Annotated in this window: 26 protein-coding genes and 1 pseudogene; 19 read left to right on the top strand and 8 right to left on the bottom strand. The window is 58.8% G+C overall.

The genetic code is table 11. The features are described from left to right. Positions 1-46 precede the first annotated feature (46 nt). Entirely contained in the window at positions 47-643 is a 597-nt protein-coding gene (locus WDJ57_RS20670) for a DUF7437 domain-containing protein (protein ID WP_338906459.1), read from the top strand. Then, a complete protein-coding gene (locus WDJ57_RS20665) occupies positions 640-1,149 on the top strand; it encodes a hypothetical protein (protein ID WP_338906458.1) in 510 nt (169 codons plus the stop codon). Before WDJ57_RS20670 ends, WDJ57_RS20665 begins: the two co-directional genes overlap by 4 nt. A 2-nt stretch (positions 1,150-1,151) precedes the next feature. Here the strand turns inward: WDJ57_RS20665 and WDJ57_RS20660 are convergent, their stop codons facing one another. Next, positions 1,152-1,412 carry a MarR family transcriptional regulator gene (locus WDJ57_RS20660; RefSeq protein WP_191452461.1) on the bottom strand — a complete coding sequence of 87 codons (261 nt, stop codon included), beginning with the start codon at positions 1,410-1,412 and terminating at the stop codon, positions 1,152-1,154. 121 nt (positions 1,413-1,533) lie between these two features. On the opposite strand from WDJ57_RS20660, the gene WDJ57_RS20655 reads away from it, so the two are divergent. Beyond that, complete coding sequence (locus tag WDJ57_RS20655; protein ID WP_191452460.1) at positions 1,534-1,794, top strand: HalOD1 output domain-containing protein; 261 nt, start codon at positions 1,534-1,536, stop codon at positions 1,792-1,794. 126 nt (positions 1,795-1,920) lie between these two features. Beyond that, positions 1,921-3,831 (top strand): PAS domain S-box protein, encoded by a 1,911-nt coding sequence (locus tag WDJ57_RS20650; RefSeq protein WP_338906455.1) that lies wholly within the window; start codon positions 1,921-1,923, stop codon positions 3,829-3,831. A 291-nt stretch (positions 3,832-4,122) separates the two neighbouring features. Here WDJ57_RS20650 and WDJ57_RS20645 read toward each other — a convergent pair whose 3' ends face one another. The 3 genes from WDJ57_RS20645 to WDJ57_RS20635 all read right to left on the bottom strand — a co-directional run bounded on the left by WDJ57_RS20645 (position 4,123) and on the right by WDJ57_RS20635 (position 7,047). Further along, positions 4,123-4,632, bottom strand: a complete 510-nt coding sequence (locus WDJ57_RS20645; protein WP_121538072.1) for a redoxin domain-containing protein — start codon at positions 4,630-4,632, stop codon at positions 4,123-4,125. Between the two features lie 214 nt (positions 4,633-4,846). Continuing rightward, positions 4,847-6,232 carry a PAS domain-containing sensor histidine kinase gene (locus tag WDJ57_RS20640; RefSeq protein WP_338906453.1) on the bottom strand — a complete coding sequence of 462 codons (1,386 nt, stop codon included), beginning with the start codon at positions 6,230-6,232 and terminating at the stop codon, positions 4,847-4,849. Positions 6,233-6,492: 260 nt separating this feature from the next. Then, positions 6,493-7,047: a redoxin domain-containing protein gene (locus WDJ57_RS20635; protein WP_338906433.1), complete on the bottom strand. Its 555-nt coding sequence runs from the start codon at positions 7,045-7,047 to the stop codon at positions 6,493-6,495. Positions 7,048-7,875: 828 nt separating this feature from the next. Between WDJ57_RS20635 and WDJ57_RS20630 the strand changes: the two genes are divergently transcribed. Further along, entirely contained in the window at positions 7,876-8,742 is an 867-nt protein-coding gene (locus tag WDJ57_RS20630) for a DNA-binding protein (RefSeq protein ID WP_338906431.1), read from the top strand. Positions 8,743-8,970: 228 nt separating this feature from the next. On the opposite strand, the gene WDJ57_RS20625 is transcribed toward WDJ57_RS20630, so the two are convergent. After that, positions 8,971-9,855: a DUF6293 family protein gene (locus WDJ57_RS20625; protein ID WP_099254204.1), complete on the bottom strand. Its 885-nt coding sequence runs from the start codon at positions 9,853-9,855 to the stop codon at positions 8,971-8,973. A gap of 205 nt (positions 9,856-10,060) precedes the next feature. On the opposite strand from WDJ57_RS20625, the gene WDJ57_RS20620 reads away from it, so the two are divergent. From WDJ57_RS20620 to WDJ57_RS20600, 5 genes and pseudogenes are all read left to right on the top strand, one after another. Continuing rightward, a complete protein-coding gene (locus tag WDJ57_RS20620) occupies positions 10,061-10,864 on the top strand; it encodes a hypothetical protein (RefSeq protein ID WP_338906430.1) in 804 nt (267 codons plus the stop codon). Further along, positions 10,845-11,654, top strand: a complete 810-nt coding sequence (locus WDJ57_RS20615) for a hypothetical protein (RefSeq protein WP_338906452.1) — start codon at positions 10,845-10,847, stop codon at positions 11,652-11,654. Before WDJ57_RS20620 ends, WDJ57_RS20615 begins: the two co-directional genes overlap by 20 nt. A gap of 173 nt (positions 11,655-11,827) precedes the next feature. Continuing rightward, complete coding sequence (locus WDJ57_RS20610; protein WP_338906479.1) at positions 11,828-12,754, top strand: transcription initiation factor IIB family protein; 927 nt, start codon at positions 11,828-11,830, stop codon at positions 12,752-12,754. A 93-nt stretch (positions 12,755-12,847) separates the two neighbouring features. Next, positions 12,848-13,728, top strand: a pseudogene (locus WDJ57_RS20605) (hypothetical protein). 138 nt (positions 13,729-13,866) lie between these two features. Next, positions 13,867-14,055 carry a hypothetical protein gene (locus WDJ57_RS20600; protein ID WP_338906477.1) on the top strand — a complete coding sequence of 63 codons (189 nt, stop codon included), beginning with the start codon at positions 13,867-13,869 and terminating at the stop codon, positions 14,053-14,055. Between the two features lie 170 nt (positions 14,056-14,225). Here WDJ57_RS20600 and WDJ57_RS20595 read toward each other — a convergent pair whose 3' ends face one another. Further along, complete coding sequence (locus WDJ57_RS20595) at positions 14,226-15,563, bottom strand: hypothetical protein (RefSeq protein WP_338906426.1); 1,338 nt, start codon at positions 15,561-15,563, stop codon at positions 14,226-14,228. A gap of 127 nt (positions 15,564-15,690) precedes the next feature. Here WDJ57_RS20595 and WDJ57_RS20590 point away from each other — a divergent pair, with 127 nt between their 5' ends. The 5 genes from WDJ57_RS20590 to WDJ57_RS20570 all read left to right on the top strand — a co-directional run bounded on the left by WDJ57_RS20590 (position 15,691) and on the right by WDJ57_RS20570 (position 21,384). Next, positions 15,691-16,092 (top strand): hypothetical protein, encoded by a 402-nt coding sequence (locus WDJ57_RS20590; protein ID WP_338906424.1) that lies wholly within the window; start codon positions 15,691-15,693, stop codon positions 16,090-16,092. A 119-nt stretch (positions 16,093-16,211) separates the two neighbouring features. Next, positions 16,212-16,703: a hypothetical protein gene (locus WDJ57_RS20585; protein ID WP_338906475.1), complete on the top strand. Its 492-nt coding sequence runs from the start codon at positions 16,212-16,214 to the stop codon at positions 16,701-16,703. A 3-nt stretch (positions 16,704-16,706) separates the two neighbouring features. Continuing rightward, positions 16,707-17,072, top strand: coding sequence for a DUF7568 family protein (locus WDJ57_RS20580; RefSeq protein ID WP_338906422.1), 366 nt, complete (start codon positions 16,707-16,709; stop codon positions 17,070-17,072). Between the two features lie 134 nt (positions 17,073-17,206). Continuing rightward, a complete protein-coding gene (locus WDJ57_RS20575) occupies positions 17,207-20,818 on the top strand; it encodes an Eco57I restriction-modification methylase domain-containing protein (protein WP_338906451.1) in 3,612 nt (1,203 codons plus the stop codon). Next, on the top strand, positions 20,818-21,384 hold the full coding sequence (locus tag WDJ57_RS20570) for a transcription factor (protein WP_338906419.1): 567 nt from the start codon (positions 20,818-20,820) through the stop codon (positions 21,382-21,384). The genes WDJ57_RS20575 and WDJ57_RS20570 overlap by 1 nt, the downstream gene beginning before the upstream one ends. 89 nt (positions 21,385-21,473) lie before the next feature. On the opposite strand, the gene WDJ57_RS20565 is transcribed toward WDJ57_RS20570, so the two are convergent. After that, positions 21,474-22,838, bottom strand: a complete 1,365-nt coding sequence (locus tag WDJ57_RS20565) for a restriction endonuclease (RefSeq protein WP_338906417.1) — start codon at positions 22,836-22,838, stop codon at positions 21,474-21,476. 117 nt (positions 22,839-22,955) lie between these two features. On the opposite strand from WDJ57_RS20565, the gene WDJ57_RS20560 reads away from it, so the two are divergent. Together WDJ57_RS20560 and WDJ57_RS20555 are read left to right on the top strand one after the other, a co-directional pair. Further along, positions 22,956-23,642 (top strand): DUF6166 domain-containing protein, encoded by a 687-nt coding sequence (locus WDJ57_RS20560; protein WP_338906450.1) that lies wholly within the window; start codon positions 22,956-22,958, stop codon positions 23,640-23,642. Further along, the gene (locus WDJ57_RS20555; protein ID WP_006825413.1) at positions 23,642-23,770 is read left to right on the top strand and encodes a hypothetical protein; all 129 of its coding nucleotides are present in this window, start codon (positions 23,642-23,644) and stop codon (positions 23,768-23,770) included. Before WDJ57_RS20560 ends, WDJ57_RS20555 begins: the two co-directional genes overlap by 1 nt. 13 nt (positions 23,771-23,783) lie before the next feature. On the opposite strand, the gene WDJ57_RS20550 is transcribed toward WDJ57_RS20555, so the two are convergent. Next, complete coding sequence (locus tag WDJ57_RS20550; protein ID WP_338906447.1) at positions 23,784-24,887, bottom strand: hypothetical protein; 1,104 nt, start codon at positions 24,885-24,887, stop codon at positions 23,784-23,786. A 215-nt stretch (positions 24,888-25,102) separates the two neighbouring features. Between WDJ57_RS20550 and WDJ57_RS20545 the strand changes: the two genes are divergently transcribed. After that, a complete protein-coding gene (locus WDJ57_RS20545) occupies positions 25,103-26,263 on the top strand; it encodes a hypothetical protein (RefSeq protein WP_338906413.1) in 1,161 nt (386 codons plus the stop codon). A gap of 66 nt (positions 26,264-26,329) precedes the next feature. After that, positions 26,330-26,542, top strand: coding sequence for a hypothetical protein (locus WDJ57_RS20540; protein ID WP_338906412.1), 213 nt, complete (start codon positions 26,330-26,332; stop codon positions 26,540-26,542). Positions 26,543-26,641 lie beyond the last annotated feature (99 nt).

Below are 26,641 nucleotides of genomic sequence, written 5' to 3'. Positions count from 1 at the left end.
CAACACTCTTTACTGATTCGCTGTAAACTGTAATCAAGAACGAATCGTGTCACGCACTTCAAATCGCGCCGACGGCGACATCGTCCAGGACTTTCTCTCGGTCGCTGACCTTCTCGAGGAGCCACAGCTCGCCCAGCTGTACGCGTACCTCGCTAGAGAGGGCGAGGCGACCGTCCAGGACGTAATGGACGACCTCGAACTTGCCCAGGGGACCGCCTACAGTTACGTCAACCGGCTCGTCGACGCCGGCGTCGTCGACGTCACCGACGACGAGCAGCCGCGCCGGTACGCCGCCCGGGAGATCGACCTGACCGTGACGACGGCCGCCGGCGACCGCGAGTACACCATCACGCCGGCGCTGATCGACGCCGTCGGCCGCCGCGAGACGGACGCCGACATCGACACCTACATCGACCGCCACGGCGTCGCCGGCCTCGCGACCGCGCTCACCTACGCCGTCGCTCGGGAGCGTGGGGAAGTGACCCACCGGCTGATGGCGGAGGACCTCGACATCTCGCCGCTGGCGGCGGAGATGATCCTCCAGGCGCTCCGGCCCGTCGTCCACGAGCACTACGACATCGAGGAGGCAGGGGCAGGACTCGACGAGTTGGATATCGACGACGACGGCGCTGACGACGCGTGAGCCGGCTCCACATCGCTGACACCGGCCTGTTCGTCGCGATGGGACAGTCGTCGAACAGTCGGTACCAGGCCGTTCGGCGGTTCGCTCGCCGGAACGACGTCACCTTCGTCCTGCCCGAACGGGTGTACGAGGAGCTGACTATCGACGATCCGGATGTCGAAAACCCGCCCGTCGACACCGCAATCGACGAGGGCTGGGCGACGGTTGCGGCGCCGCTCGAGTTCTCCGAACCGGTCGTCTCGCGGGTGATGGATGGCGTCCAGCGGTACATCGCGAACGCCGACGACCGCCCTGCCGACGAAGTCGAGCGTGCCGACGCCGCCCTCGCCGCCCTCGCTGCCCAGCATCTCAGCGCGGGGACGGCGACCGAGGTGTACATCTACACGACCGATATCGCGGCCGGCGAAGGGGCCGAAACCGTGCTCGCGAGCGAGGGGTACGGTGACTCGGTGACGTTCGTGAACGGCTTCCGGTTCATCGAGGACCTGGTCGCCGGCGACAGTTGACGCTATTCGGGGTCGAGATCACGAGCGTCGAGGTCGCCGGCGAGATACTGCTCTCCCGTTCGCGTGATATCGTAGACGCCGTTGCCGAGGTGGACGAGGAGGCCGTATTCGACCAGCGTCTTGCAACGGGCATTGATGTGTTGGCGAGAGAAGCGCACTCGATCGCTGTCCGCCATTTCTTTTGGGGTATCGGGACCGGCTTCAGCAAGATGCTCCAGAATGCGGTCATCGGCGCGAGACATCCAGTCGGCGTCAAAGCGCATAATCGCTTGTGGTTGCGCCGACGCTATCCCGAACGCGCTAAGTCAATTGAGGAAGCGTTAAGCTTCTGTGGTTGACTCCAAACGTTTTAAACAACTGCCATACTATGCCCCACGTGTACAGATGGATTCCCCACCAGTAGACAGTCCGGCCACATCGAGTGACCTGCTGGTTGATATTGTTGAGAGACTAGAGGCGTGTGGGCTCGAGGATGACACCTATCAGCTCCACGATTACGTCGACGTCGACGCTCTGGACCAGCTCGTGAACGCGTCACAGGCGGACGTAGAAGTTCAGTTCACGGTCGAGGGCGTCCAACTCGTAGTGACGCCGGACAACGTCGACGTTCTGATTGACCAAAGGGAAAGATCAGAGCCACAGTAACCCGATGCCTGCCGAGCGGTGTATCCGGACACCGGCCGGGCACTTCCATCTGGTACGCGGTGGGCGGATACACCGACACTTGGCGTCCACGGCGATTAAATGGTTAACAGGTCGTAACATATTGTAATGAACCGGGCGTATCGCGTGGCCAGTCAATGGTCGGTCACTTTCCTGGGAGGTGCCCTTCTATGGCTTGCACTTGGCCGCGCGATTACTGATACCGACGAGCCTCTCGTCGATTTTATCGAAGTATCTCTTCCGGTTGCGGTCGGGCTTGGACTAATCGTGGGTGGAATCTGGCTGGCACGAACGCACCCAATCGACCGGATCACCCAGCTGACAAAATGGCTCCTTGGGGGCGCACTCGTCGGCGTTGCCGTCACCCTCTGGATCCTGTTCATCATCTCTCTCGAACAGGTTCCCGCCGGCGAACCGATTGTCCTCGTTCTCAATGACGTTGCGCTCTTCATGGCTGCTGGAATCCTGCTCGGCTACTATGCGACCGGCCTGGAAGCACGTGAACAGCAGCTCGAACTGTCTGAACAGCGGTTTCGCGCCCTGACCGAGAATTCGTCATTCGCCGTCATTACCATCGACGAGTCGAGCACGATTCGCTACGCGAACGACGCCGTCGAGGAGCTTTTTGGTTACTCGCCAAAGTCACTCACCGGGGAGCCACTAGCGACGCTGATGCCCGGCCGATTGCAGGAACCACATCGCGACGCGATGGCGCAGTATCTATCAGCGGGCGAGCGTTCGCTCGATTGGGCAGGGCTCGAATTGGTTGGTCAGCGAGCGAACGGAGCGGAGTTCCCCGTGGAGGTTAGCTTCGGCGAATATGCCGTTGCGGACGAGCATCTGTTTACGGGTGTCATTCAGGATGTCTCCGACCGAAAAGCAGCCGAACACCGGCTCCACCAGCACACGTCGAAGGTGACTCAACTCCACGAGATTGCCACTGACATCACCGCGGCTGATTCGAGAGCGGCGATCCACCAACGGGCCGCTGATGGCGCTGTCGAGTTGTTCGGGGCAGATGTCGCCCGAGTTGCCGTCGTAGAAGGTGATCAGTTTGTTCCGGCCGCCAGCTCTGGTTCCGAAGATATCGACGATAGTGAGCCGATGCCGCTCTCGTTCGGGTACGCCGGTCAAAGCTATCAAACCGACACGGTCCTTCGAGTCGACGATCTCGCCGACACGCGGTCAGCAGCCAGGTCGCCCATCCGTGATGGTGGGGGAAAATCCGAGCCCCAGTCATGTGAGGATCCTCGAGCGTTGCTGAGTATCCCGCTCGAAGGCTACGGTGTCTTACAGGTGTTCGCGTCGGAGCCGGGTGCGTTCGCCGAACGCGACGAGGACGTCGCAGAGATGCTGGCAACCCACGTCGTGACGGCCCTCGATCGGATGTCCGCAGAGGCGATGATCCGCCGAGAGCGTGACCGTCTCGAGGAGTTCGCCAGTCTGCTGTCTCACGATCTCCGAAATCCCCTGAACGTCGCACAGGGTCGTCTGGAACTCATCCAGATGACTGGCGAGATAGACCACGTTGACGCAATCGACCGGGCGTTGAATCGGATGGAACGGCTAATCGAGGATATGTTGACACTCGCTCGCGAAGGCGATGCCGTCGGAGAAACGGAACCGGTAGCACTGCGCGCGGTCGCTAATCAAGCCTGGACAAACGTCACAACCAAATCAGCTTCGCTCGAGGTCGAGTCGAGCGTCCAGATCGACGCGGACCGCAGTCGGCTCATCCAGGTGTTTGAGAACCTGTACCGGAACGCAATCGAACACGGCGGCGACGGAGTCACAATTCGCGTCGGCTCCCTCGACGACGGGTTCTACATCGAAGATACCGGCCCCGGCATCCCAGAAGACGAACGAGACGACGTCTTCGAGAGTGGGTATACGACCAACCAGGACGGCACCGGGTTCGGGCTCGCGATCGTCAAACGCATCGTCGAAGCCCACGGGTGGAAAATCAAGGTCACCGAGGGCACAGACGGTGGGGCCCGGTTCGAGGTTTCAGGCACCTAATCTGGGTCAATATTGAGAGTGTGAGGAGACGGAGACGAAAGCCCTCGGCCGCTCGACGTCCCGCGACCGCCGCTGTGGGCTCGTGCCTGCGGTGCTGGCGGGTCGGCGGACGGCCTCGCCCTTTCTGAGTCCACAAGACGAGAGTAGTTGCGCCGAGCGGTGGAGCTAGTTGGATAGGTGTATACGTACCGGCCCGCCCCGCTCTCCGCTGCCGCCCTCCGCGTAGCCCACGACAAAGGGACTTAATACTGGGGCTGTATTCACCCAGTTTCGAACTAATAGGACTATTCGTTACTTGTCAGCCTCTTGTGCATCGGGATTGATGAGATCTAAACTGATTTCGTATGCCTCATGAAGGGGATCCATATCCCACGGGTCCCAATTATCCTCAGCAACCCATCGATAGCGAACAGTACGATCTGAATCAAGCAAAACGATTCCACGTTTATGATTCCGTTTGCCCTCTGAGGTCCGGGTGAGCATCCCGTACTGGTCGTATACTTGCTTGTCCTCGTCAGTTAAGAGTGGATACGACAGACTGTTTTGGCGGATAAACTGTTGATGACTGTACGGGCCATCAGGTGAGACGCCGAGGACAGCAATATCGTCATTGAACGTCAACATCTCCATATCATTGAGTTCGCACATTTGGGATTCACATACCGGACTGAAGTCATAGACGTAGAACACCAGCATCGTCGGTCGTCCAGCAGCGAACTCAGAAAGAGTGAATTCCTGGACTTCATCGCCTTGGGTCCCTGTCAGCGTGAAATCAGGCGCCGTTGTCCCAGTCTCAACCATATCTATAAATACGAGTCAAGTTTGAAAACAGTTGTCACGCTACACCCATTCGGTTCACTTACTGGCCCGTATTCAGGGGGCATCACGTCTCAGTAACCACTTGTTCATTTTTGTGGTAGAAGCCGACTTGAGTTCCAGAGGCTCACAATACGGCATTCTACTGAGTAGCGACTGAACGGTACGTCGACCGTCAGCTAACACAGACGAGAATAACTTACCGATCAGCGGAAGTGGTCGTGACACCGGTGAAGTCGAAATGTGCGCCACCACCCTCACTCGCCGTGACCTGGACATTCCACCCGTGGGCGTCGGCGATCTCTCGGACAATATTGAGGCCAAAGCCTGTTCCATCGGTAGCAGTCGAGTATCCAGCCTCGAATACCTGGTCCCGCTCACCGTCCGGGATTCCGGGTCCATCATCGGCAACATAGAAGCCGTTGTCCCGCTCAGCTACCCGCACTGTGATGTCCTCACCCCCATGTTCGACGGCATTTCGAATTAGGTTTTCAAGAAGTTCTCGTAGCCGACTCCGATCCGCACGGATATGCTGCTCGGTCTCTACGACGAGTGTCGCCTCCTTGGTTTCGACAGTCCGCCAGCACTCCTCAGTCACGGCTGCGAGGTCAACAGCAGTAACCTCGCCAATTCGAGAACCCTCTCGAGCAAGCGTGAGTAAATCCTCAAGCAGCGTCTGACTTCGGTCAATCCCATTCGCTGCGGCATCAAGGTGCTCGCTCTCACACTCTTGTTGGGCCAGTTCCAGTCGCCCTTGCGCGATATTTAATGGGTTCCGGAGATCGTGACTGACGACGCTGGCGAACTCATCCAACCGCTCGTTTTTTCGTTGTAGCTCCCTTTGACGTTCTTTGAGCTCGGTGATATCGCGCACGACACAGATGATTCGCCCATCGTCAGTCAGACTCAATGAGAGTTCCTGTGGGAACGTGCTCCCGTCTTTGCAGATTCCGACTGCTTGGCCCCGCCAACTATTCTCTTCAAACAACGTTGGCATCACATCTTCTTCGAATCGAGTAGCCTCCTCCTCCGTGTAGCACATCTGCCACGTCTCTCCCAAGAACGCGTCCGGTGTATCGTACCCGTAGATATCGGCATGTGCCTGGTTTACAAACGCGTATTCTTCATCGGTGTCGAGTATTGCCATCCCATCGATGGACGCTTCAATCGCCGTCGACTGAGCCTGCAGCTCCCGTTCGCGTGCCTTCCGCTCAGAAACATCTCGGATGACTCCCGCCGTGCCCGCTCCCAGATCGGTGTCGTCGAACTCAGGAAGGAGTTGGCACCGAATTTCGCACGGAATGCGGTCGTCGTGTGCAGTCTTCAGTTCGGTTTCCGTGTATCCAAATTCGATATCACCTGCTCTGAGTTGGTCGCGGTTCCATGTTCCGCCCTCTATGGCCGCGTCATCGAAGAGAAGCGAGGCATGCGCTCCGAGTAACTCGTCGCGGTCGTACCCAGTAACATCCGCCATCGCGTCGTTGACAAAGATAAAGTGAAACTCCGGATCGAGGACATATACCATATCCGGAACCGTATTGAGGATAGTCCAATACTGCGCCTTTTTCTGCCTATCCTCGCCCATAGAGGGACAATTCAAATCATCGAGTGAAAATAGTTGTGCTAACACATAGCACCGCATCTTCGTCTGCTGGGTCGACTCTCTGCAAGACTAACTGGCCAACGCGACCAGTGAACTACGTCACCAGGACCCTCTCAGCCCCTCAATGCCCCATAACTGTACGAAGCTCTAAGACGGGGATCATCGATAACCAGCGACTGGCTCCGTTCGAAGACGTGGCTATCCGCTTCTCACCGACTGCTCACCGTTGTGGAGATGATGACTCAGGAGATCTGACTCGGCGTCTCGTCGTATTCGACGACCAGGTCGACGTCCGCAGTGCCAAAGTCATCTCGTTCCTCTGTCAGTTGGTCGAGTGCCTCTTTGACCGGGAAGAAATCCGGTTTTTTGAGGGCGTCATCAGTCGACCACGCGTATCGAATCGTCTGTGTCGAGTCGATGAGGAAGACAGCGCGTTGCGGTACGGACTCGTGGTTTTCCCATTCATTGTAACACACGTCGTATGCGGATGCAACACGCCCAGCACTGTCACTGAGCAGCGGGAAATTCAACCCGTACTCCTCAGCAAACACTCGGTGCGAATACGCGCTATCCCCCGATGCCGCCCACACATCAAGATTCGGCGTGAGCTCGAACCATTCGGCATCGCGGATTGCACACAATTCGTTGGTACATACCGGACTGAAATCGAAGGGATAGAACAAGAGGAGCACGGCACTGTCCCGTTCAGTCGCGTCGCTGAGGCTGAACGTGTCGAACGTGTCGTCGACGACACCCGGGAGCGTGAACGTGGGTGCAGAATCTCCTTCAGTAACCATGGTGTTTGTTCACCAACCACTTACTCCTCTATACAGAAGTATTCAGTGGCGGTCAGGTTCGAAAGCCCCGATAAGTAAGCTGGTTCACTCCGTAACGCATGGGTCTTGTTTGATCCGAACACTTGGTCGACATCGTTGAGACGCTCGAAACGGGAGGAGTGGGTCGAGACCGACCCCTGCTGTAGGACGGCGTCGACATCCTTCTCGGCGAGTCGGCCGGCTCACCGAACTGATTACGCGAACGTATTCGTGGACAGACACTGCTCCTGAAAGCCCTCGGCCGCTCGACGTCCCGCGACCACCGCTGCGCGCCTCGTGCCTGCGGTGCTTGCGGGGTCGGGGGACGACCGAGGCGGCCTCGCCCTTTCTGAGTCCGCCAGGACGTTAGATGCCTCACCGAGCGACGTAACCAGCTGAACAGGTGTGTACGTAGCGGCCCGCCCCGCTCGCCGCTGCCGCCCTCCGCGTCGCTCGCGACCGACCATTCCGGGCGTGCGGGCGCTCTCCGCACCGCCCGCGCCCGTTCCGGGCTAAAGTGCATGTGCCCTCGGCGCCAGCGGGTAAGCGCGAGGGGTTGCGCGGCGTGGCTGCTCACCCCCACGCTTACTCCGCTGGCCGCTCGCTCCGGGCGGGTCGGCGCGCGGTGCTGGTTGGGGCCACCTCATGCAGGCGCGCTCTCGCTCGCGCCCGGTAGGGCGCTCGCGAAGGCGCGAGCGAGAGCGCGCAGATGGTTCTGTCGGTCGTTGTCGTCGGAAAACCGCGATGTGGTAGCATCGCGGTGTCGGCGCGTGAGCGCCTTCGTCGGAAATCACCTTGTGAGTGATTCCAATGTCCAGTAACAACGCTAGCGGAAAGGTCGTTTCGGTCGATGAACAGGCATTCGAGAAAGCGGGCGGTCAGGCGGTCGATGAAGACGGCTTCCCGGTCGTCGACGAGACGCCGGAGTTCGAGGCCGCGGTCGAGCAGGAGACGCAAGCGAAAGTGGATGCGAACCACCCGGACGGGATCGCGGACACGAGCGAGGACCGGATTCACGGTGTCACCCTCGAACAGGAGGAGCGCATTCAGGCGCGGGAAGCCGAACTGGAGCGCATCAGTGCCCAGGCCGAGCTGGGAACGCAGGACGGTCGGGAGCAGCGCACGCGAGAGGTCGTCAGCGAGCAGTGTGGCCGTGACGAGCCGGCGCCGGCGGAGCGCACGGATCCCCGAGAGAAGCTGACGCAAGAAGAACTCGCGGAGGTCAACGAGCAGGCGATGCGGATCAGCGACGAAGTGCAGGGCGGCTGGTCGAGAGCGGTCGTCGCGAAGCAGCTGGCCGAGAAGGTGCAACGTGGGCGGGACGTCACGAAGGCGGTGCTGGAGACCCTCGAGGAACTAAAGGCGGTGCCGGGGGCGATCGTGCCCATCGCGGACGTGCCGGACGTCCCGGTCGGTGAGGTGACGGTCGAGGGTGAAATCACGCAACTCTGGGATCCGAGTGATACGTCGATTTCTCAGGTCGGGTTGATCGAGGACGATAGCGGGAAGATCAAGTTCACCATCTGGGAGGCCTCTCGGAAGACGGTCGTGAGCGAAGGTGAGACGGTCCGGTTCCGGGCCGTCAAGAAGAACTGGTACCAGGGGCGGTGCAGCATCGCCATCACGGGCTGGAGCAGGATCGAATTCCCAGAGCGCGGTCGGTGGTGGGAAGAGTAGGTGAGCGCAACGCCGTTCTTTTTTGTGTGTGCCGGACCGGCCCTGACCCCGCCGCCCCACCCTCCGCTCCGTGCTCGCTTCGCTGCGCGCGCAGCCACAACCTCACGCACCGGGCCAACAGTTATCCTGCAAGCCCAGGGAGCGCGTGTGCGACCCGAGGAAGTTTATCGGCCCCCAGAGGGGTGTGGACGCGCGAGTGCTCCGGTGAGACCTTCCAGAAAGTGTCGGTTAGTCCCTATGGGTTTTGACCCACATCATCCCCATCGTTGAAAGGGACGTTTCGTGCCGATTTCCCTTTTCGTCGCGATCTAAGTACCCGCGCTCATCGAGATTTGACGCATTGTACTGAACGCGGCTGCGAAACGAGTCATTGTACTCCTCACCGAGGTCGGCCGCCAGCTGCTCTGCAAGCTGTGATGTGGACTCCATCGCCCCTTCTCGGTACAGGAACTCCAAGATAGATTCTTCAAAATCCTGCAGCTCGCGCCCAGGTGATGCCGGGAACTCAACGTACATGTCGCCGTCTTCGATCTCACGAACACCCTCTGTTACGCCCACACGGTCGATCTTTTCGCGGATCTCCTTGAGCTCGTGGAGACGTTCCGGCATCCGGATGTCCTCCAGTTTCTCCAAGAACTCGATCTGGTTGTCGATCGCCTCGATCATGTCCAAGACCAGATATTCATCCGGTGCGGCGTAGTACGTATGAACTTGGTCGCGGTATTTTGGGTCTTTTTCGGCAATGATCGAGTCGGCCGCAGTGGCGAACGCGAACGCCACTGTCCGCGGCATCGAAGAAATGTTCACGTACACTTCGTTTCCCTTCTGCAGCTCCGTCCAGAGGTAGTCGTAGGCGCGTGGGTACAGGTTTTCGTAACTGTACAGCTGCTCGTACTCGATTTGCTCGTGGTCGACGTCGACGTCGATGAGTTCGAACGATTCCTCCAGTCGTTGCACCATATTCCCGGCAAGGTCTCCAGCTCGGCTGTCAACGTCATCAGTATCCGTGTCGATCAGGACAACGCGGTCCGCAGGTAGGTCGCCTTTTGAGATTGGGTAGATAAGCCGGTGAAAGTCAAACCCGACCGGGATGAAATGAATGCGGTCAGTCATCAGTCTCCACTCTCGGAGTGTTCACAAAAAATGCTTCGTAGTTCCACGGCCTCGGTTTTGTTGTCTCTCCGACAGAGTGCGTTTGAAGAATAATATTCACACACTACCCCACTCTCGGGCCCTATTAGTCGGTAGGATTAAGTTGACGTGCGAGAAAGTATTGATTAGGTGCCCCGGAAGCACAACAGCACCACCACAACAGCGCATGTCGGAAGAGATATTCCCTCACGGACCGATCCCCAAGTTCTCACCCCGCAACAGTCGTCACCGGCGGTTGTTCTCGAGCCACGATGCCGCACCGTACCTGCTGACCACGTTCACGAACGCGGTGTGGCTGGAGAAGCGGCCCGACGAGCTCGACGCATTACTGGCGCCTCACCAGGAGCTGGTCCTGGCGAACGTAGAGGCTGACAAGTACCTGGTCGGGCGGACGCCGGACGATGAGATGGAGCGGGTTGAGAAGTTACAGCCAGCGTACTACATCCCGAGTGACCGGTGGGTGTACGAGGACACGATGACGGATGCTGAGCAGTTGGAAGAGATCGACCGTTGTATGGACGGGACTCGTGAGGTGTTCAGCCGAATCGAGGCCCGTGATGACCTGCCGACGCAGGTGATCCCGATCGCGAAGGGGTGGAAGCACTGGCATTTTGAACGGTGCCGGCGTACGTTCGAGGATCTCGGCTTGTCGTACTGTGCGTTCGATGTGACGCAGTACAACAGCATCAATATGGTTCTCGAGGACGTTCACCGGTTGATCGAGGTCATCGGTCCTGACGGGGTCTTGTTAATCGGGAAGCTGTCCCCCGATCATCTCCGACGATGCCCGCCTGAAGTGGTGGCTGCTACCGGGGTCGATCACTGGCGGAAGAACAGCCAGAGGGAGTCAGGCCGGTTCAGTCGTGAGCTGTATCGTTTCTGGGCGGTGCGGGCGTACGCCGCCATCAGCAGTGCACAGACCAGATTAGACCATTTCGGAAGCCAATCCAATGTTCGTATTCATGGGTAACCGTGTTGGCAGTCCGCCGTCCAGTTCGGGCGGTGGAGGCGAGGAACAGCCCGAGGAACAGCCAGAGGAGGAAGCGGACGGTGACGAGGACGAGACGGTGCAGGCCGGTATCACGGGCGGAGTGGCGGGTGCTGCGGCAGCTGCCGCCGGTGCTGCGTCGGGGAGTGGTTCGCCGCCTGTAGATGGTGAGACACCTGACGAGGACGCGGAGGATGGTGACGATGTCAGTCCCGACGATAACGACGAGGGCAGCAAGGAAGACCCAGAGGTTCCGGAGGAGATCCGGGAGGATCCGCCCGTTGAGCCGGAGCAGCCGACCGACGGTGACGGGTTTGAGCCTGCGGAGCCGGCAGAGAAACCCACCGAATCTGACAGTGAGGAGAAGACTGAGAACGAGGAGGCCCCTGAGGACGAGGATGACCTCGACGATGACGATGAGGATTCCCGGTTCGTGTACGGCGATATCGTGTTCGATCGGGACAGCGTCGACGAGGACGAGGTCGACGAGGCGGACACCGAGTTGTCCGTAGTTGTGAACCTCCCGGACGCGAGTATCCGTGAATGGGAGTGCGGCGAGGATGAGACCGTAGCGGATCGGGACTCGCATTACCCACCGACTGATGACGTTGTCCTGGTCGTTGAACGGGGGGTGCTGGACGCGGTGGCACCTGCGTGGGATGAGCGCGAGTCCGAAATCCTGATCGAGGAGTTGGATGCTGTCGGTGTAGAGTATACAGCCTATCCGTCGCTTCGGCTAGGGCTGTATGAGCCGTCGCATCTCCGGGAATAAGAACGCGTAGAAAATTCCGCTTGGAGTACGTTACCTACGCCGGTTTAGGAGTCAAGCACTGTATTCAGTGCCACAACCCCCAGGACCGAATTCCGTACTCGATAGCGTTTATTTGCCCCTCAATGGGTGAGGGGCTCGCTGTACTGGCGGGTTCCCTGAACACGGTGAGAACGATGGCAACCAGAGACATCTACGAGAGCGGATTCGACGAAGACGCCCGAGCTGAGTCGAGCGCAAACCAATGCCCCGAGTGCGACGGCCGGGTCACGACGAACGCAGTCGAAACGGTCTGCGAGGACTGTGGCCTGGTCATCGACGAACAGCGTATCGATAACGGGCCGGAGTGGCGGGCGTACGACGACGAGGAGTGTGAACGAACGGGCGCCCCACTTACAGCGGCTCGCCACGATCGCGGCCTGTCGACGGAAATCGGTCGCGGCACCGATGCCAAGGGGAACGAGATCTCTGGGCAGAAGCGACGGCGACTCGCACGGATGCGCCGTGAGCAGACCCGGGGGCGCTGGCGGTCGAAAGCGGAACGGAATCTCGCCCACGGCCTGGGCGAAGTGCGTCGGTTGACAAGTGCCCTCGAGCTCTCCGATTCGGTTCGCGACCAGGCGTGTCAGCTCTTCCGGAGCGCCCAGAACGAGGATCTGCTTCGTGGCAGATCCATCGAGGCGATCGCCGCGGCCAGCGTCTACGGAGCCTGCCGGTGCAACGGCCTCTCGCGGTTGGTGGATGACGTCAGCGAGATGGCCCGCGTCGCGGAGTCACGGGTCACGAACGCGTACAAAACGCTGAACGAAGAGCTGGGCCTCCCTGCTGAGCCCGTCTCCCCCAGTATGTTCGTGCCACGGCTCGCCTCAGACCTCGAGTGTCCGGACGAGATCCGACAGCGGGCCCGAGCCCTCGCGGAACAGGCCGAGGAGCGCGGCGTCACGACGGGCGTCCATCCGGCCGGGTTCGCCGCGGCCTGCCTCTACAAGGCCGGTCGCGAAGAGGGCCGATGGCTGACGCAATCCGAGGCCGCGGACGTGGCGAACGCCTCGAAGGCGACTGTTCGGGCGCACCGGGATACGTTGGAGGAACAGGTCGCCTGAGGCGATCACTGTCTCTCCGTCTGTACTGCACATCGGTCTATCCACGCTACGATTTAAACACGAAGACGAGCCATGTTCTCTGTAGACTGCCCTATGAACGGTCGTTACTCCGACTTTGAGGAACTGCGGCCGACCGGCGAAGCGTCCCACATTCCGGACACGAGGCTGGACGAGGGGTGTGAGGGTGCCCCCCGGCGGCAACGCGTCGCGACGAGCTCTGGTGGCTACCCTGATGCGCCGACGCCCGCCGATGGCGAGTGCCGGTCCTGTGGGGCGTCAGTCCCAGACGGCCAGACGAAATGCCGGTTCTGTCTCTCTAACCATCTCGGAGGTGACGCCACTAGCACGAACGAGGCAGCGTCGACGACGTTCCTCGGCATCGTCCATCTGGTCGTCGAGTCGACCACGTTCTACGGCGCCGTGGCGAAAGGCGGCGCCGCGGCGAACCTCCTCTCTGCCAACGAGGCGGATCCGGCCGTCGACGACTACACGCTCATCTACGATCTCGACGAGGCGCCAGCGCGCCAGCTGGCCGAGCAGTGGCCCTCACTCCCCGCCGCGGTACAGGTGGCGTCAGAGGAGGAGAGCGGCTTCTCAGTGCTGCCCGTGACCGGAGTGGGTGGAACGGGCAGGAAGCGTCGGAGCGTCAGGAGCAGCCCCCGACGCGGCTCTACGACCAGCGTGGGGACGGCATCCGCGACGCGTCGCGTCTCGACGCGGTCCTCGACGGCGCCGACGACGCGGTGTGGCTGGTCCCAGCGATGGCGTTGACCGAATCCAGTGGCGAGGCTGCGGCTGATCGCCAGGCGTCGTCGGTACCGACGACGCAGGAACTCGACTGTCAAACCTGTGGACGGGCGACCGACCATCGGTTCAAGACCCACGAGTCGGTCCCGGATGAGGCGTGGACGGGGCAACCGATCTGGGAGTGCCGGGTGTGTGGCTCGGCTCGCTACGGCCCCAATCTCGAGTAAGGCCAGTGCTGGGCATCGATTCACCAACAGCCTGCGAGTACCGTCGGGGTTTGTTGGTTAAGGCCGCGAGCTCCTGCAAGCCCGACGCCAATCTCGATGGGGCGTCTTTCCGCGCCGGCGAGCGGTGAGGCGCTTCCGATGGAGCAAGAGTTCAAACAGGGCTATCGGATGCATCGTATACTCAGCAATCTCAACCGACTCGACGTCGACCGATTAGACGACGCGGATCGAGAGCGAGTCGAGGCCGCGAGAGACCTCTTGGAGGAGGTGAGCCTTCTCACGCGGCCGGGCGACGGAGCCGGAGCGGACGCCCACGCAGACTCCTAACTGGCGTCGCCGACCACGCCTCGGGAGGCACCTCTCGCGTCGGTTAATCGCCCCCGATAGGAGTACGGGGCGATCCAGTCGTGGATCCTCCGTGAGATGAAGAGTACGTCGAGTTGATGAGGGAGGTGATAAACGAGGATGGAGGGTCAAGTTGACTTGTCTGACACCAATTATTCCTGAGATTCGGCGTTTTCTCTCATTTCTTCCAGTTTCTCCAGCAGTTTGAGGTCGTGTTCGTGCCCCTCGATCTCCCCCCGCTTTTCCGTGATTTGACGTTCACGCTCTGCCTGTGCCTGTAGGATGTTGTCGTCAGATTTTGCTCCGTACTCGAACAAGAACTGCAACTCCTCGAATGAGTGGTTCTCCCTTTCATTGGCGACGAATCGGATAGACGCTTCACAGAGGTTTTTCAGGTAGACTCGGTCGCCTTCTGTGACTTCGACTTCTTTGCCGCCGTGGATCAGGTCGTTGCGTTTGTCGGCTAAGAGCTCGATCCGTTTCTCAGCGAGGTCACGGTCCTCCGGTAGCAAGGCTGCCGTACTTCGTTCAAGTGGAGCGGCTGCTGAGTATTCCTCCTCTTGGGAGAGTGTGGCAGCTTCTAAGGCCCGCCAGAACTCGAGGAATGACTGTGTCGGCCTAGGTTTCGACATACCGGATTGGAAGGCTCGCAATGCTGTGCCGAGGTGCTCCTCGATTGTGGAAAGCTCTCCGTTGAAATTGGGGAGTTCGTTGTAGAGTTCTTCGAAGGCATACCCCATTCCTGCCCTGAATTTGAATGTTTGGCGGGGCCGGTAGTCGTATGAGACGTAGTAGTGAAGGTATTCACTGTCTTCCAAAACGATGTAGCAGACCGGTGCTTGTAGTTCTGTAATCCCGTACTTCCACGTCGTTGAACGGAACGTATTAGGAGTGGATGCGAAGTATGCCGAGTACGTGATCTTCCCCATCAGGGTCTTCAACGCTGTTTCCACACGGTTCACGGCGTATTGTGGATCGGCTGCTTCAACTTCTGCCTCCCAGTACCGATGATGACTGAAAGGCGATTCGTGGTGGCGCTTAGTAGGTACTTCTTCGAGGAATTTGTCGAACGTGCTTTCCTCTGATGCCTGTTCGACATAGTCGTCCCAGACTTGTTTCGCTGTTAAACGGAATTCGACGCCGAGAATCTCAACGGGGTGAGTGAATCCTTCGGCGTCTTTCTCTCGGAAATTCCAAGGGAAGAGAATCGTGTATTCTTGGTATCGGTCTTCGACGTCAGCTTTGAGTTTGTGGAGGCTGGAATGAAAATCGGAGATCGGGTCATCCGAGTCGGAAATGTCTTCGAGGATATCCTCGACTTCGTCTTTGAACTTTTGTTCAGAGATCCGTAGTTCGTCAGGGCTGATTGAGGTTTCGTCAGCGATGATGCTGACCAAGACGTCGAATTGGTCGTCCTGCGGAGTGAGTCTTGATTGACCGTCCCGTTCTTCTAAGGCATCGAGGGCATCATGGATGTGTTCGTGAAGCATCGAACTCTGTGGTGGACTGTTTTTGAAGCCTGTTTGAGGTAAGTGTTTGCGAGAGGATAGTCAGGGGTAGTGCTGCCTGTTTGTCAGGGGGCGGAATGGGTGAGCCCCGCCATAGGCTCGTGATTCGATGACCTCAGACGACGACCCGTTTCACGACTGCGAATTGGATCCCGAGGCGATCCTCGGAACACACACCTTCAAAGACGTCCTGTTCACCGACGAGACGGAAACCCCGGTGAACGTGCTCACCGGCGAGACACCGGCACATTCGCAAGCAACCGTCGAGGAAGCGAAAGAGTTCGCTGCGAGTATCGACACGGAGACGCCCCAAATCGCGCTCCCCGCATCCGTCGAGTCGCAGGTCGAAACACAGAGCAAGCCCTACACGGCGACCGCATTCTTCCACTTCAAGGCGACAGGCTCGCTCGCACGCCACCGTGCTTACCAAGCCGCCTACGAGTCGGACGCGTTCGCGGTCGACTTCGAGGCTGACTACGCGTCGGGCGACCTGACCATCACTGTCGAATGAGCGGACGAATCCTGAGAATCCGCCGTCACGAGGAGAGTTTTTCGAGCGCCGGCGATGGGTGCCGGCGCAGCTGGAGCGAGCAACGACACCCAGTGCGTCGGCGTTTCGAGGTGTTCAAGATGCACATGGTGATTTACGCCCTCGTAGAGGCATCGACGCACGACGACGCGCTGGCCACCGGAAAGTCGGTGTTCAACCGCCTAGTCGGCGCGGACCCACACGCCGGCGCCGTCTTCGATTACTATGTGACCTTCGACGAGGAGGACACGTCCGTTGCTGGGAAGGCGCGATGGGGTGAGCTCCCGACTGCAGCCCCCGTCGATTCTGATGACGGCCAGGATCTCCTCGAGCGTGGCTGGGAGGCGACGAAGGAAGAGTTCGAGCGTAATCTCGATCGGGTGAAGGAGGCCATCGACGAGCTCTCCGACGAGGAGATCATGCGCGACGAGGACCTCGCCCGGCACGCCTTCCACAAGGTCGGTGCGTACGATGGCCCGACGATCTTCCTGTATACAGAACACGGAGCCGGCATTCGCCACCGTGGACAGCTGGATCGACTCCTCGAAGAAAGTGAAGAGATCTGGATCGTGCCCGCTGACGTCCACTTCTAACCAATGCCCCGTATCACCAACTGGCGACGCGAGAGCCGCTCGCCGACGCTTGCGTTTCGGAACACCGAGACCGGGGCGCGAGCCGTCCTGCATCGAGCCCCGGATTCCTACCGATACAAATGGCGTGGGGCAATCCTCGTCGACGGCTACCCGGTCTGGTCGCGGGGATACGAGACGAAGGATGCGACATCGTTCCGTGACGAGCTCCGGGAGCGGCCCGCACCGGACCTCAACTGCACGGAGTGTCCGAACGACGACGTTCGCGTCGGCGAGAAGGCGGCAGACGGGGCGAAAGTCCAGCGGTGGTATGACTGCCCCGATTGTGGGTACGAAGCCCCCTCACGCATCGTCTACGGCGCCGAACGGTGAGTGGAAGAATATGCGCAGGGGGTAGAGAACGAGATTACCGATAGTTCTGCAGCACTCCTGGTGGGTCAGAGTAGGTCCTACCCATTCCGGAGCGCCTACACTTATTTGACCGCGAGTTAAAGGCCCGAATATCAATGAGTGAGTTGACGGAGTCTCTTGCCGGGTACCTCCCCGATGATTTTGGTGATAAAGTCGAAGACCCGGACTACGGCGAGGAAACCGCAGCGAAGAACTACGGTATCCCGATACTACAAGAACTTGGGTTGGAGCACGCTGAATACGAATCCATCATTGAATCCGGTGACCGTCCGGATTTCATATGGCACGATGAGGACGGTGTGTCGCGCATCGTAGGTGAACTCAAGAAACCGCGAGACGAGGACCACAAGGATGACGAGCGGTACAAAATCAACCAAGCCATTGAAGAGGCGCGCGTCTACAACGACCAGCTGCGGCTAAAATACATACTCTGCACGGATGGCCGCTACATTTTCCTATCGAATGAGTACGACGATCCAGCCAGTGAAATTGAACTCGACCTCTTAGACCTATTCCACGATCCGAGCGACGACGAGGTGGAAAGTGTCGCCGCGCAACTCCAATCCCGACTCAGCGGAATCTACGGTGGGGAGTGGAATGACGAGCCGAGTCAGCGCGACATCAGCGACGACGAAATTTTTAGTGAGTTTATCGAAGCGTCCAAGCAAGCGCTGAACGACGACCTTCTCCCATCAATAGAGCGACGGTTCGAGGGGTATCAAGACCGATACGAGGAGTTCGAAGACAAACGCGCTGAGATTCTCGAGGAACGAGAGGACCTCCGGGAGCAATACCGCGGGCACTACGATTGGGATGCGTACCAGGATTCTATTGACGCTGTCGCGGAGGACTTACAGTTCGACTACGAGGAGCACATGCGCGACGCGGCGTCACGAAACATCGACGAGGATCGGTGGATTGACGAAGTGGCCGAGTTCCGCGATGAGCTACTGGGACTCCGGAATCAGCTGTCGAGTTTGAAGGCGGAATACGCGGAAGCGGTGCGGTGGCACGACAAGTGGCAGGAGTGGCTCATTTTAACCGGAAAGGACTACGAGGAGGCAAGCCAGTCGGATAAGGAGGACATCAAGGAGACGTTTCAGCTGCAAACGCTGAATACGCTGTACAACCGTCTCTTATTGATTCGCACGTTTGAGGACCTCGGGTTGGTGGGACAGATCATCAGTAACGGGTTCATCAAATTCTATGACGAAAAGGTCCAACTCCGGGATAACAAGTATATTGAGCCGCTGAGCGTGGCATCCCGTCAAGCCGAAGAGGTATACTCTCCGCTGTTCCGACGGGATACGCCCCATGATTGGTACCACTACGAAGAGGATGTGCTGAAGACGGTACTGCGGCGGTTTGATAACTTCAACTTCCGCGATATCAACCGAGATATCTTCGGTGAGATGTATCAGCAGTGCTTGGATGCAGAGAAGCGGAAGAAGTTGGGTGCGTACTACACGCCGCCGACCGCTGTGCGAGTCCTACTGGATTACGCTGAATTCACGCCGCGAGAGCAGAATATCACGCAAAGTGGTGACCCGGTACTTGACCCCGCGTGTGGTTCGGGCACGTTCGTGCTGGAGGCGATGGGTCGCGTAATTGAATCCCTTGAGGACGCTGGGTTCGATTTGTCGCGTGATGACGATCTCTTGGAGGCGGTCGAGCTCATCAACGAGAAAATCCGAGGGTTCGACATCGACCCATTCGCTATCCAGCTGGCGCAATCGAATTTGCTGATTCGCGTGCTTCAGGAGCGCCGCAGTGGGAATGGCGGGGACGCGCACTTGGAACTCCCATCATTTTCAACGTACGAAACGGATTCGCTGCTCACCGCGAAAGGCAGTGATAGTCGGATGAGTAACCGCCGATTCTACCGGTCGAAAGAGAATGACGCGGAGCACCTAGATGAGATTATGGATGCGAAAGAAGACGACTACGGGTGGATTATTGGTAATCCGCCATACATCCGGTCACACAATCAGGAAGATCGCGTCACGGCAGAGTACGAGCGGCTTCACGACGTGTTCGGTGAGGAGCAGAGTGACATCTTCACGGCGTTCGTCGAGCAGGGCTTAGAGTGGCTGGATGAAGGCGGGAGACTAGCGTTCGTGATTTCGAACAAGCTGTTAGTCACGGGTGCATCCGAGGATGCGATGGAGTTCATCAGGGATAACGCGACGATCGACTTGGTCGCGGATCTCACGCGATGCAAGGTATTCGGAATCGACGTTAATGTATTCCCAATCCTCATCGTTCTGACCAAGAAATCTGGTGAAGATAACGAGGACGTCCGAAAAGAGAATGAGACGGACGTGGTGAAGGTGTATCCAAAAGGATCGAAGGAATCGAATGAGTGGGGATACGCGCTTGAGCACGCCGCTGCAGAGTTAATTCCGTGGCGTGACGCGCCGGATTACGATTTCGAAGACGACTTTGAGAGTGAGGAGTATCCGGACATCGAGACAGAGGACACGTACGAGCGGTATACAGTATCGCAGAAGCGGTTTAGCGAGGATTGGAGTGAATGGGCGGACCGCTTAACACTGAATTTCCAGATCACGGATAGCTTGTGGGAAGCCGCGAAGGAAATGGAAGACACCGACGAGTGCGTCCCGCTCAGCGATCTTTGCAAGATGGATAATGGCGGGCGAGGTGGCGCTGTTTCACGAGGTGAGGAACCACGGTATTACCGACCTTACGCGTCCGACACGAAGGAATCGGACTCGCACGTACCGGTAATTGGCGGGAAGAATATTGAGCAGTTCTACCTCGGGGATGCGCCGGGAGATATTGAAGAGTACGTAGACGTGGATGCGATTGAAGCCGATGATGACACGGATGTCTCGGATAACAAGCTGGATGCGTTCAAGAACAAGGACAAGATTGCGTATCGCGAAACCGCACCCGAGTTGAGTTTCGTCGTTGATACAGCGAGTGGGCCGACAAAATTCTACAACAAGACCGCGTACTTCCTTCAGCTGCAGAACGACGGGGGGCTCGCTGAGTTCTCCGATTCGTCAGACGCAATGGATCCGCACTACATAGCGGGGCTTCTGAATTCGGACGCGCTCGATTTCTATTACAAAGCCTATTACGAGCACTTGTCGTTCCGGCACGCCCCGGCAATTAGGTGCCGTCCGACGCACTTGCATCACGCGCCAATCCAGGTCCCCGATGAGGAGACCCGGGAAGCAATTGCGGGGCATTCGGAGGCGATTCACGACGCGAAACGCCAGCTGAAAATCCAGAGGCATGACCGTGAGACCCTGTTCGAGACGTTCAAGGAGGAAGATAAGACGGAGCCGTTCCGTACGAAAGTTCGGTCGGTCGTCGACACGCAGGATTACAATATCGGATCGTTCAATATTGAACAGGATGGGGACGAGGTGTCCCTGAATCGGTTCCACACCGTTCGGATGCACAGCGTTGCGGAGGCAGAAGACCTCGCAGAGTTCCTCGAGGAATTCGGTGATGAGTACATCGCCGGGGACGAGCTCCGTAATCTTGAGCTCCCGGAGGACTTTGACGAATTCCGCGACGCTCACTCCACGGTGTCACGTGAAATCAGTGATTTGGAAGACCGTATTGAGTCGGAGCGTGAGGCGCTGGATGACGAAGTGTTCGCGCTGTACGGGCTTGAGGAGTACCGTGATGAAATTCAAGAGTATCTGGATAGCTTCCTTACTGTGATTCAGTAATGTGCGCCGATAACGAGGTGGATGTGGTGAATGTCGTTGGGTCAGGGAAGCTGGGTGTCGAGTTAGACCTATACGCACTCGCTACTGACCTATCTGCTGAGACGAATTCTCAGACGAAATACGATCCGGATGAGCATACAGGGATGCATGTCCGCCTTGAGAGTGGGGCGCTCATCACGTTGTATCGGACCGGGAGTTACCACATCGTCGGTGTTGATTCCGAAAGGGCGTTGTTCGAGGCGCGGGATACATTCATTGAGGCGATGGGGAAGGTCGGGTTGGATGTCCCGAGTGGTGAGGACCCGTTTAGTGTGCGGAATTTAGTAACAACGACGAGTCTCGGGGATTCGGTGAATCTGAATGCATTGGCGATTGGACTTGGATTGGAGCAGGTGGAATACGAGCCGGAGCAGTTTCCGGGGTTGGTGTATCGCCCAACGGAATTTGACGCTGTGGTCCTCATTTTTGGGTCGGGGAAGATGGTTGTGACGGGTGTGACGAGTGTCGAGAGAGCGAAGCAGGTGCGAGAATCCGTAGCTGATGAGGTTTATCGGTTGTTAGGGTAGCTGATAATAGGCACCTCAGTCAGTTCCACGGCCCGCTTGAGCACGCTCTCGAAGAGCTGGTCGCTGAGCCGGCGTGTACCCGATCCCGCTCAGATAATGCCGCCGGTGACAAGTAGTCCGACGACGAGCAGCACCGTCGCGACTACGCTCCCCCCGGCCAGCCACTTGTTCTCCATCGTCTTCTCGTGGAGCGGCATTTCGGCGTACTCCTCGCGGAACGCTTCGAGGTTCTCCTCATCGTAGAAGTACTTCGTTTTCAACGCGAACCGTTCGGTCACTGCACAGCCCGTACAGACCGGCTCGCTTTCCAGCCGCTCCGTTTTGGTGTGGCTGGTGCAGGCGATCGCCCCACAGTTCGGACAGTACGTGTACGTCTCGTCGACGCCGCTCGTGTCACAGTGGACGCACTGATGGATGCCGTCCTCGGCGGTCACCCGTGACGGGCCTGCCGCGTAGTACTCGAAGGGGTAGGTGTACTCTTGGAGTTCGGTCGTCTGGCGAACCTCGGGGAGGTACACTGGTTCGATCGATTGGACGGAGATGTCCGAGCGGTTCGGCTCGCAGGTCTTGTTGTACGTGACGTTGTTGTCACCGGTGTAGGTCACCGTCGTCGTGTGATGCTGCTGGAGCCGCTCGACGGCCCACTCCTTGTACTCGGTTTGGGTCTGCCCGAACCGGCGCTCCTCGACGTCATCGAACACCTCCGCGAACTGCTCGGTATCGAGGTCGACCGTCGCGTGAAGGTTCTCGGTGACCAGCGTTGCGACGTCTTCGTCGACGACCTTCGGCTGCCCGCGTTCGGCGTGGGCAACGAATCGCGTCCGGTCGTTGATCCGGTGGATGATGCCCACCGACGTCTCGAAGACGGCGTTTGTGTCCGCGGTGACCGCGACCACTGGGCGGAACGTCACCGATGAGTGCGGGTCTGGGAGGTCGGCGGCCTCGATGTTCTCGACGTCGCGGAACGCCTCTTCGACGGGTGCGTCGACGTCGGCGGCCGGGTCGTACGGGCGGAGCGTCTCGTCGCAGAGAATCTCGATGCGACCGTTGTAGAGGTCGAGGCCGATCTCGTCGGCAATCTCCCGGAGGTCCTCGCCGTCAAGCAACTCGATTGGGTGCGGGTCGTCGTTCTGCTGGAGGCGGTCGGCGTACTCCTGAGCGGGATTCGTGAACCGGCCGGTCGTGACGACCATCCCGCGCTTCGGGCCGTCGAAGTCGAACGTCGCGATGGCGGAGTGGAGCTTCTGGACGACCGGCCGGCCGACCGTCCCCGTGTGCTTGCACTCGACGATGATCGCGCGCCGCGTGCCATCGACGACCTCCTCCATGATGACGTCGCGACCCTCGTCAGCCGTGCGGTCGGCCTGGCGGACGTTCTCGTAGCCGAGGTTCCGGAACACGTCCTCCATCACGTCCTCGAACTCGAACCCCGAGAGATCGTCCAGTACAGCCATCCTCAATTATGTGGACAGTACGTTGCAACTGCCAAATACGTTGCCGAACGCTACGCCGTCCTGTTTGTGGAACCCCTGAGAGGGGTGCGGGGTCACCGAACCGCCCGCGAGCAACGAATGAACGGGAATGTACCTGTAGCAAGTTCGGAATCGGTTCCAGTCGCATCGCCCGGTCAGTCCCACCGAGACACAGTCGAATACGTCGGCTTCCGTGTCGACGGCCAAGCCGTCGTCCTGAACCTCTCGGAGCATCGGCGACTCTCCCTCGAGCGCAGTCTGGACCTCGTCAACCACAGTCCGAGCGGGTTCGAATGGGGATACAGTGGTAGCGGGCCCGCCCAGCTCGCGTGCACGCTCCTCCTCGACTACTACGACGATGAGCAGTTCGCCCGTGAGCACTACATCGCGTTCCGGAATCAGGTGGTCTCACAACTGGAGTGCGACGGTGCAGCGGCGTGCTGGCACCTCACCGGCGAGGAGATCGACACCGCGATGGCGACCCTTACCGACGACGTCGTCGCGCTCGCGGACGGCGGACGGCCGTCACCGTCGCTCCCTGAGAACTGGCGAACCGTCTCTCGCCCGGACCGGCGGGTCTTCCAGCGCGCTGATCGCGACCACTACATCGTACTCGGGGATGGAAGCGACGAGTGGCTGGTCGTTCTCTGCAGCCAGGGCGACCGGGCATATCCCGCCCCGCTCGCACATCGGACGGTTGCCGAGGAGGCTGACGTGGAACAGGTAATCCGGGAACTTGCCGAAGAGAGCAACGACCTCATCGAACCCCCGGAGGGGGAGTACTGATGGAGACGCTTCGACTGGCGCGAGCCACCCACCAGCTCCTCGAACGTGGTGTCGAGGCACTTGAGAAAATCGGGCGTGAACTGGAGCGATACAACGATCGGGAGGAGCTCTCCGGTGATGCTGATTAACCGTCGATTCAGATTATAGAGGAGACTCTCCTTCGTTTTCCGGTGGGGCCGTTAGCATTGCATCGAGGAGTGCTGGTTTGAGTTGTTCCAGCTTCGTGAACACCTCGCCGTTTGAGATGTACTCCACTGATTCAGGGATCACCACATCGGGGTTCTCATAACCAGCGCGCGGGCCGAAGAATAGCAACCTTGCTTTCGTTGTTGAACGAGCATATCCTTCCAGCTTTGTCAGTTTGTCATTCAGTTCATCAGCATCCGTTTCATGAGTTACTTGCGCGACAATACTCATTTCCCCAGGATGGCTCCGGCCGAGAATGTCGATATCACGCAATTCGCTACCGGGCGGAAGGTTTTCACCGATGCTATACAGCTGAAGGAAGTGCGTGTACTCCTGTCGAAGATATTCGAGACAAACAGTTTCGAGTTGCCCCGGTGCCAAGAAGCGTGCTTTTTCTTCTGCGCTAGCCTGATTTCCCAAGATCTCGGTGAGGGTGGTGGCGCCGTTATACGCTGCTTGTAGGTATTTCATATCCCCGTTGTCCCAAGTTCCCAGTGCTCCTCGAGGGAGTTTTGCCGAAAGAACCGGGTAGTCACGATACCAGACCCACCGAGAGTCCTCAAGTTGAAGGCCAGTATAGACATAGCCGTCGTCAATATCATCGATATTTTGGAAGAGTTCATAGAGAGAGCTGGAAGACTCTTCAGCACTGGTGAGGACCTCCGACTCGCTTGTACCGACTGGTACCTCTAGGTGTCCCACACATTCTGACCCTCGACATCCAATCAATAGTAAGTGGGCCTGAGAGCTGTCATCTGGCTGCCTGATAGACCCAATCTTCATTCCACCTTTAAGATTTAGACTGCCAGAACCGTAGTCGGCACCCACGAGAGCCCCAGATTCCGCCCAGTCTTTGAGGACCTCTATTTTATTTCCGAGTTTTCGATGATTCTCCGTTCCAGTTTCCTCGTACCGTGCCGCACATTCGTCGGGATCTGCGGTAATTGGGGTATTCGAATAGTGAACAGCAATCAGGTCATCTTGATACAGATCTTCAATAGCGCCTGCTGTACAGCTGATTCTGTGCCGAATAAACACAGTATCAAGTTCTTCAGTCATGGTCTGAAGGTGATTCGGCGTGTCCTAATCCTTTCGCCTATACATCAGTTGGAGATCGCGAATCCAACCTTCGTGACCTAGTTCAATTAACCAACAATCAACCCATCTTGTTCGGATGTTGGTTAAGTTGAGTTTTTTGCGCCCGGGAGAAGGGCGCAGGGCGCGAGACGATGCAGTCGCACGTCGACGAGGATTCCTGAAGTGAGGTGACTGAGATGAAAGATCCAGAGTCCAGAACCATCTTCGCTGGCGTCGATGGGCGTACCGACACCGAACTACCAGAGTGGTACCGAGAGCGACACGGGGATGCAGACCCCGTGACCTTCGCTGAGGCGGTTCGTGATCTTCCGCAGGCCGTCGAGACGACCGTAGCGTACCAGAATCCGTACACCGACGAGTGGATCGAGACGGAGCGGTTCAACGCGCTCGTCGAGCCGAGTCGGGCTCGGGAGCAGGCCCGAGATGAGGACCCGGACACGGACCCGTTGTTCCACGTTCCCACTGACAGCTACTCGATCATCAACCCGGTCGACGTCTACGGGCCGCTGGAGGAGGTCCTCCGCGAGGAGACCATCGACGGGACCCCGCTGGGCGAGGTGATGTTCGGCGAGATTCGGCGCTACCGGGGCGGCGGCGAAGTCCACATGGACATCATGTTCGATGGCCTCGAGGTGCGCCTGCCCGGCCGGTCGGACCCGATCACGATGGGCGTCACGTCGGGCTACGACTTCTTCGGCGAGCACGCCGTCTACGTGGAGGGTTTCGCTCAGGATGGCTACTGCTCGAACACGATGCGCTCGCTCACCGACAAGGAGGTCATCAAACACGTCGGCGACGTGCGGAACTTCCACACCTGGTGGGAGGAACTCCTCGCACAGGTCGAACTCGTCGCCGATGACCTCTTCGAGTTCATCCGGGACGCGCAGGACATCGACCTCGACTTTTCGGAGCTCCCGTTCACCGTCACGGAGTTCTACACCCTGCTGGGGTTCCCGGACTACCTGGCCGAGCGTGCCGCTGGCGATGCAGAAGCCAATGCGGCGTCCCCCTTCGAGATCGATATGTGGACGCTGCATTCCGGTGCGACGTACGCGCTCACCCACTTCTTCCAGGGGAAAGAAGGGGCGTCTCTCGATCAGTACGTCCGCATTGCCAACGACATCCTGTTCAACCCGGAAGGCACCATCGAGCGCGTCGAGCAGGCGTACGAACAGCAGTTAGAAGCGGACGGCGACGACGGGTCGCAGGCCTCGCTGGAGGGTGAACGAGCGTTGGCGAGCATCGAGCGCGTCAGCGACGACCTGCAGGAGAAAGTTGAGCAGTTCGAAGAGCGCGAGGACGCGCTCCGGGAGCGGTTCCAAGAGGCGAATGCCTGACACCGCGTCAGTGACGTAGTCGTCTGTTCTGTTTTTCTCGCCCTGGAGGGGTGGAGGTCTACCGAGATGGAACAGTCCACGATTAGCGACGACGAGTTCCCACCTGAGAAGCGTCTTGAAGCACCGAATTACCGATTGATCAAGGCCGGTATCGCGACGATCCCGGATATGGAAACCCTCCAAGAGTGTGTTGCCTACGAGAACGCCCACCAGAATCGGACGCAGATTCTGCGCCGGCTCAAGTGGAAGGCTGAAGAGCTGCGTGAGAACGAAGAGTAAGCCCTATCTTAACCAACACAATCCGCGTGAGTTTCCCTATTGTTGGTTAACCCGCTGTGCCTCGGTTTTTCGGGCCCCTGAAAGGGTGCGGGGCAGCCA

The sequence above is a fragment of the Salinibaculum sp. SYNS191 genome (assembly GCF_037338445.1).
Classification (GTDB): domain Archaea; phylum Halobacteriota; class Halobacteria; order Halobacteriales; family Haloarculaceae; genus Salinibaculum; species Salinibaculum marinum.
This window is presented reverse-complemented; position numbering and strand designations above follow the sequence as displayed.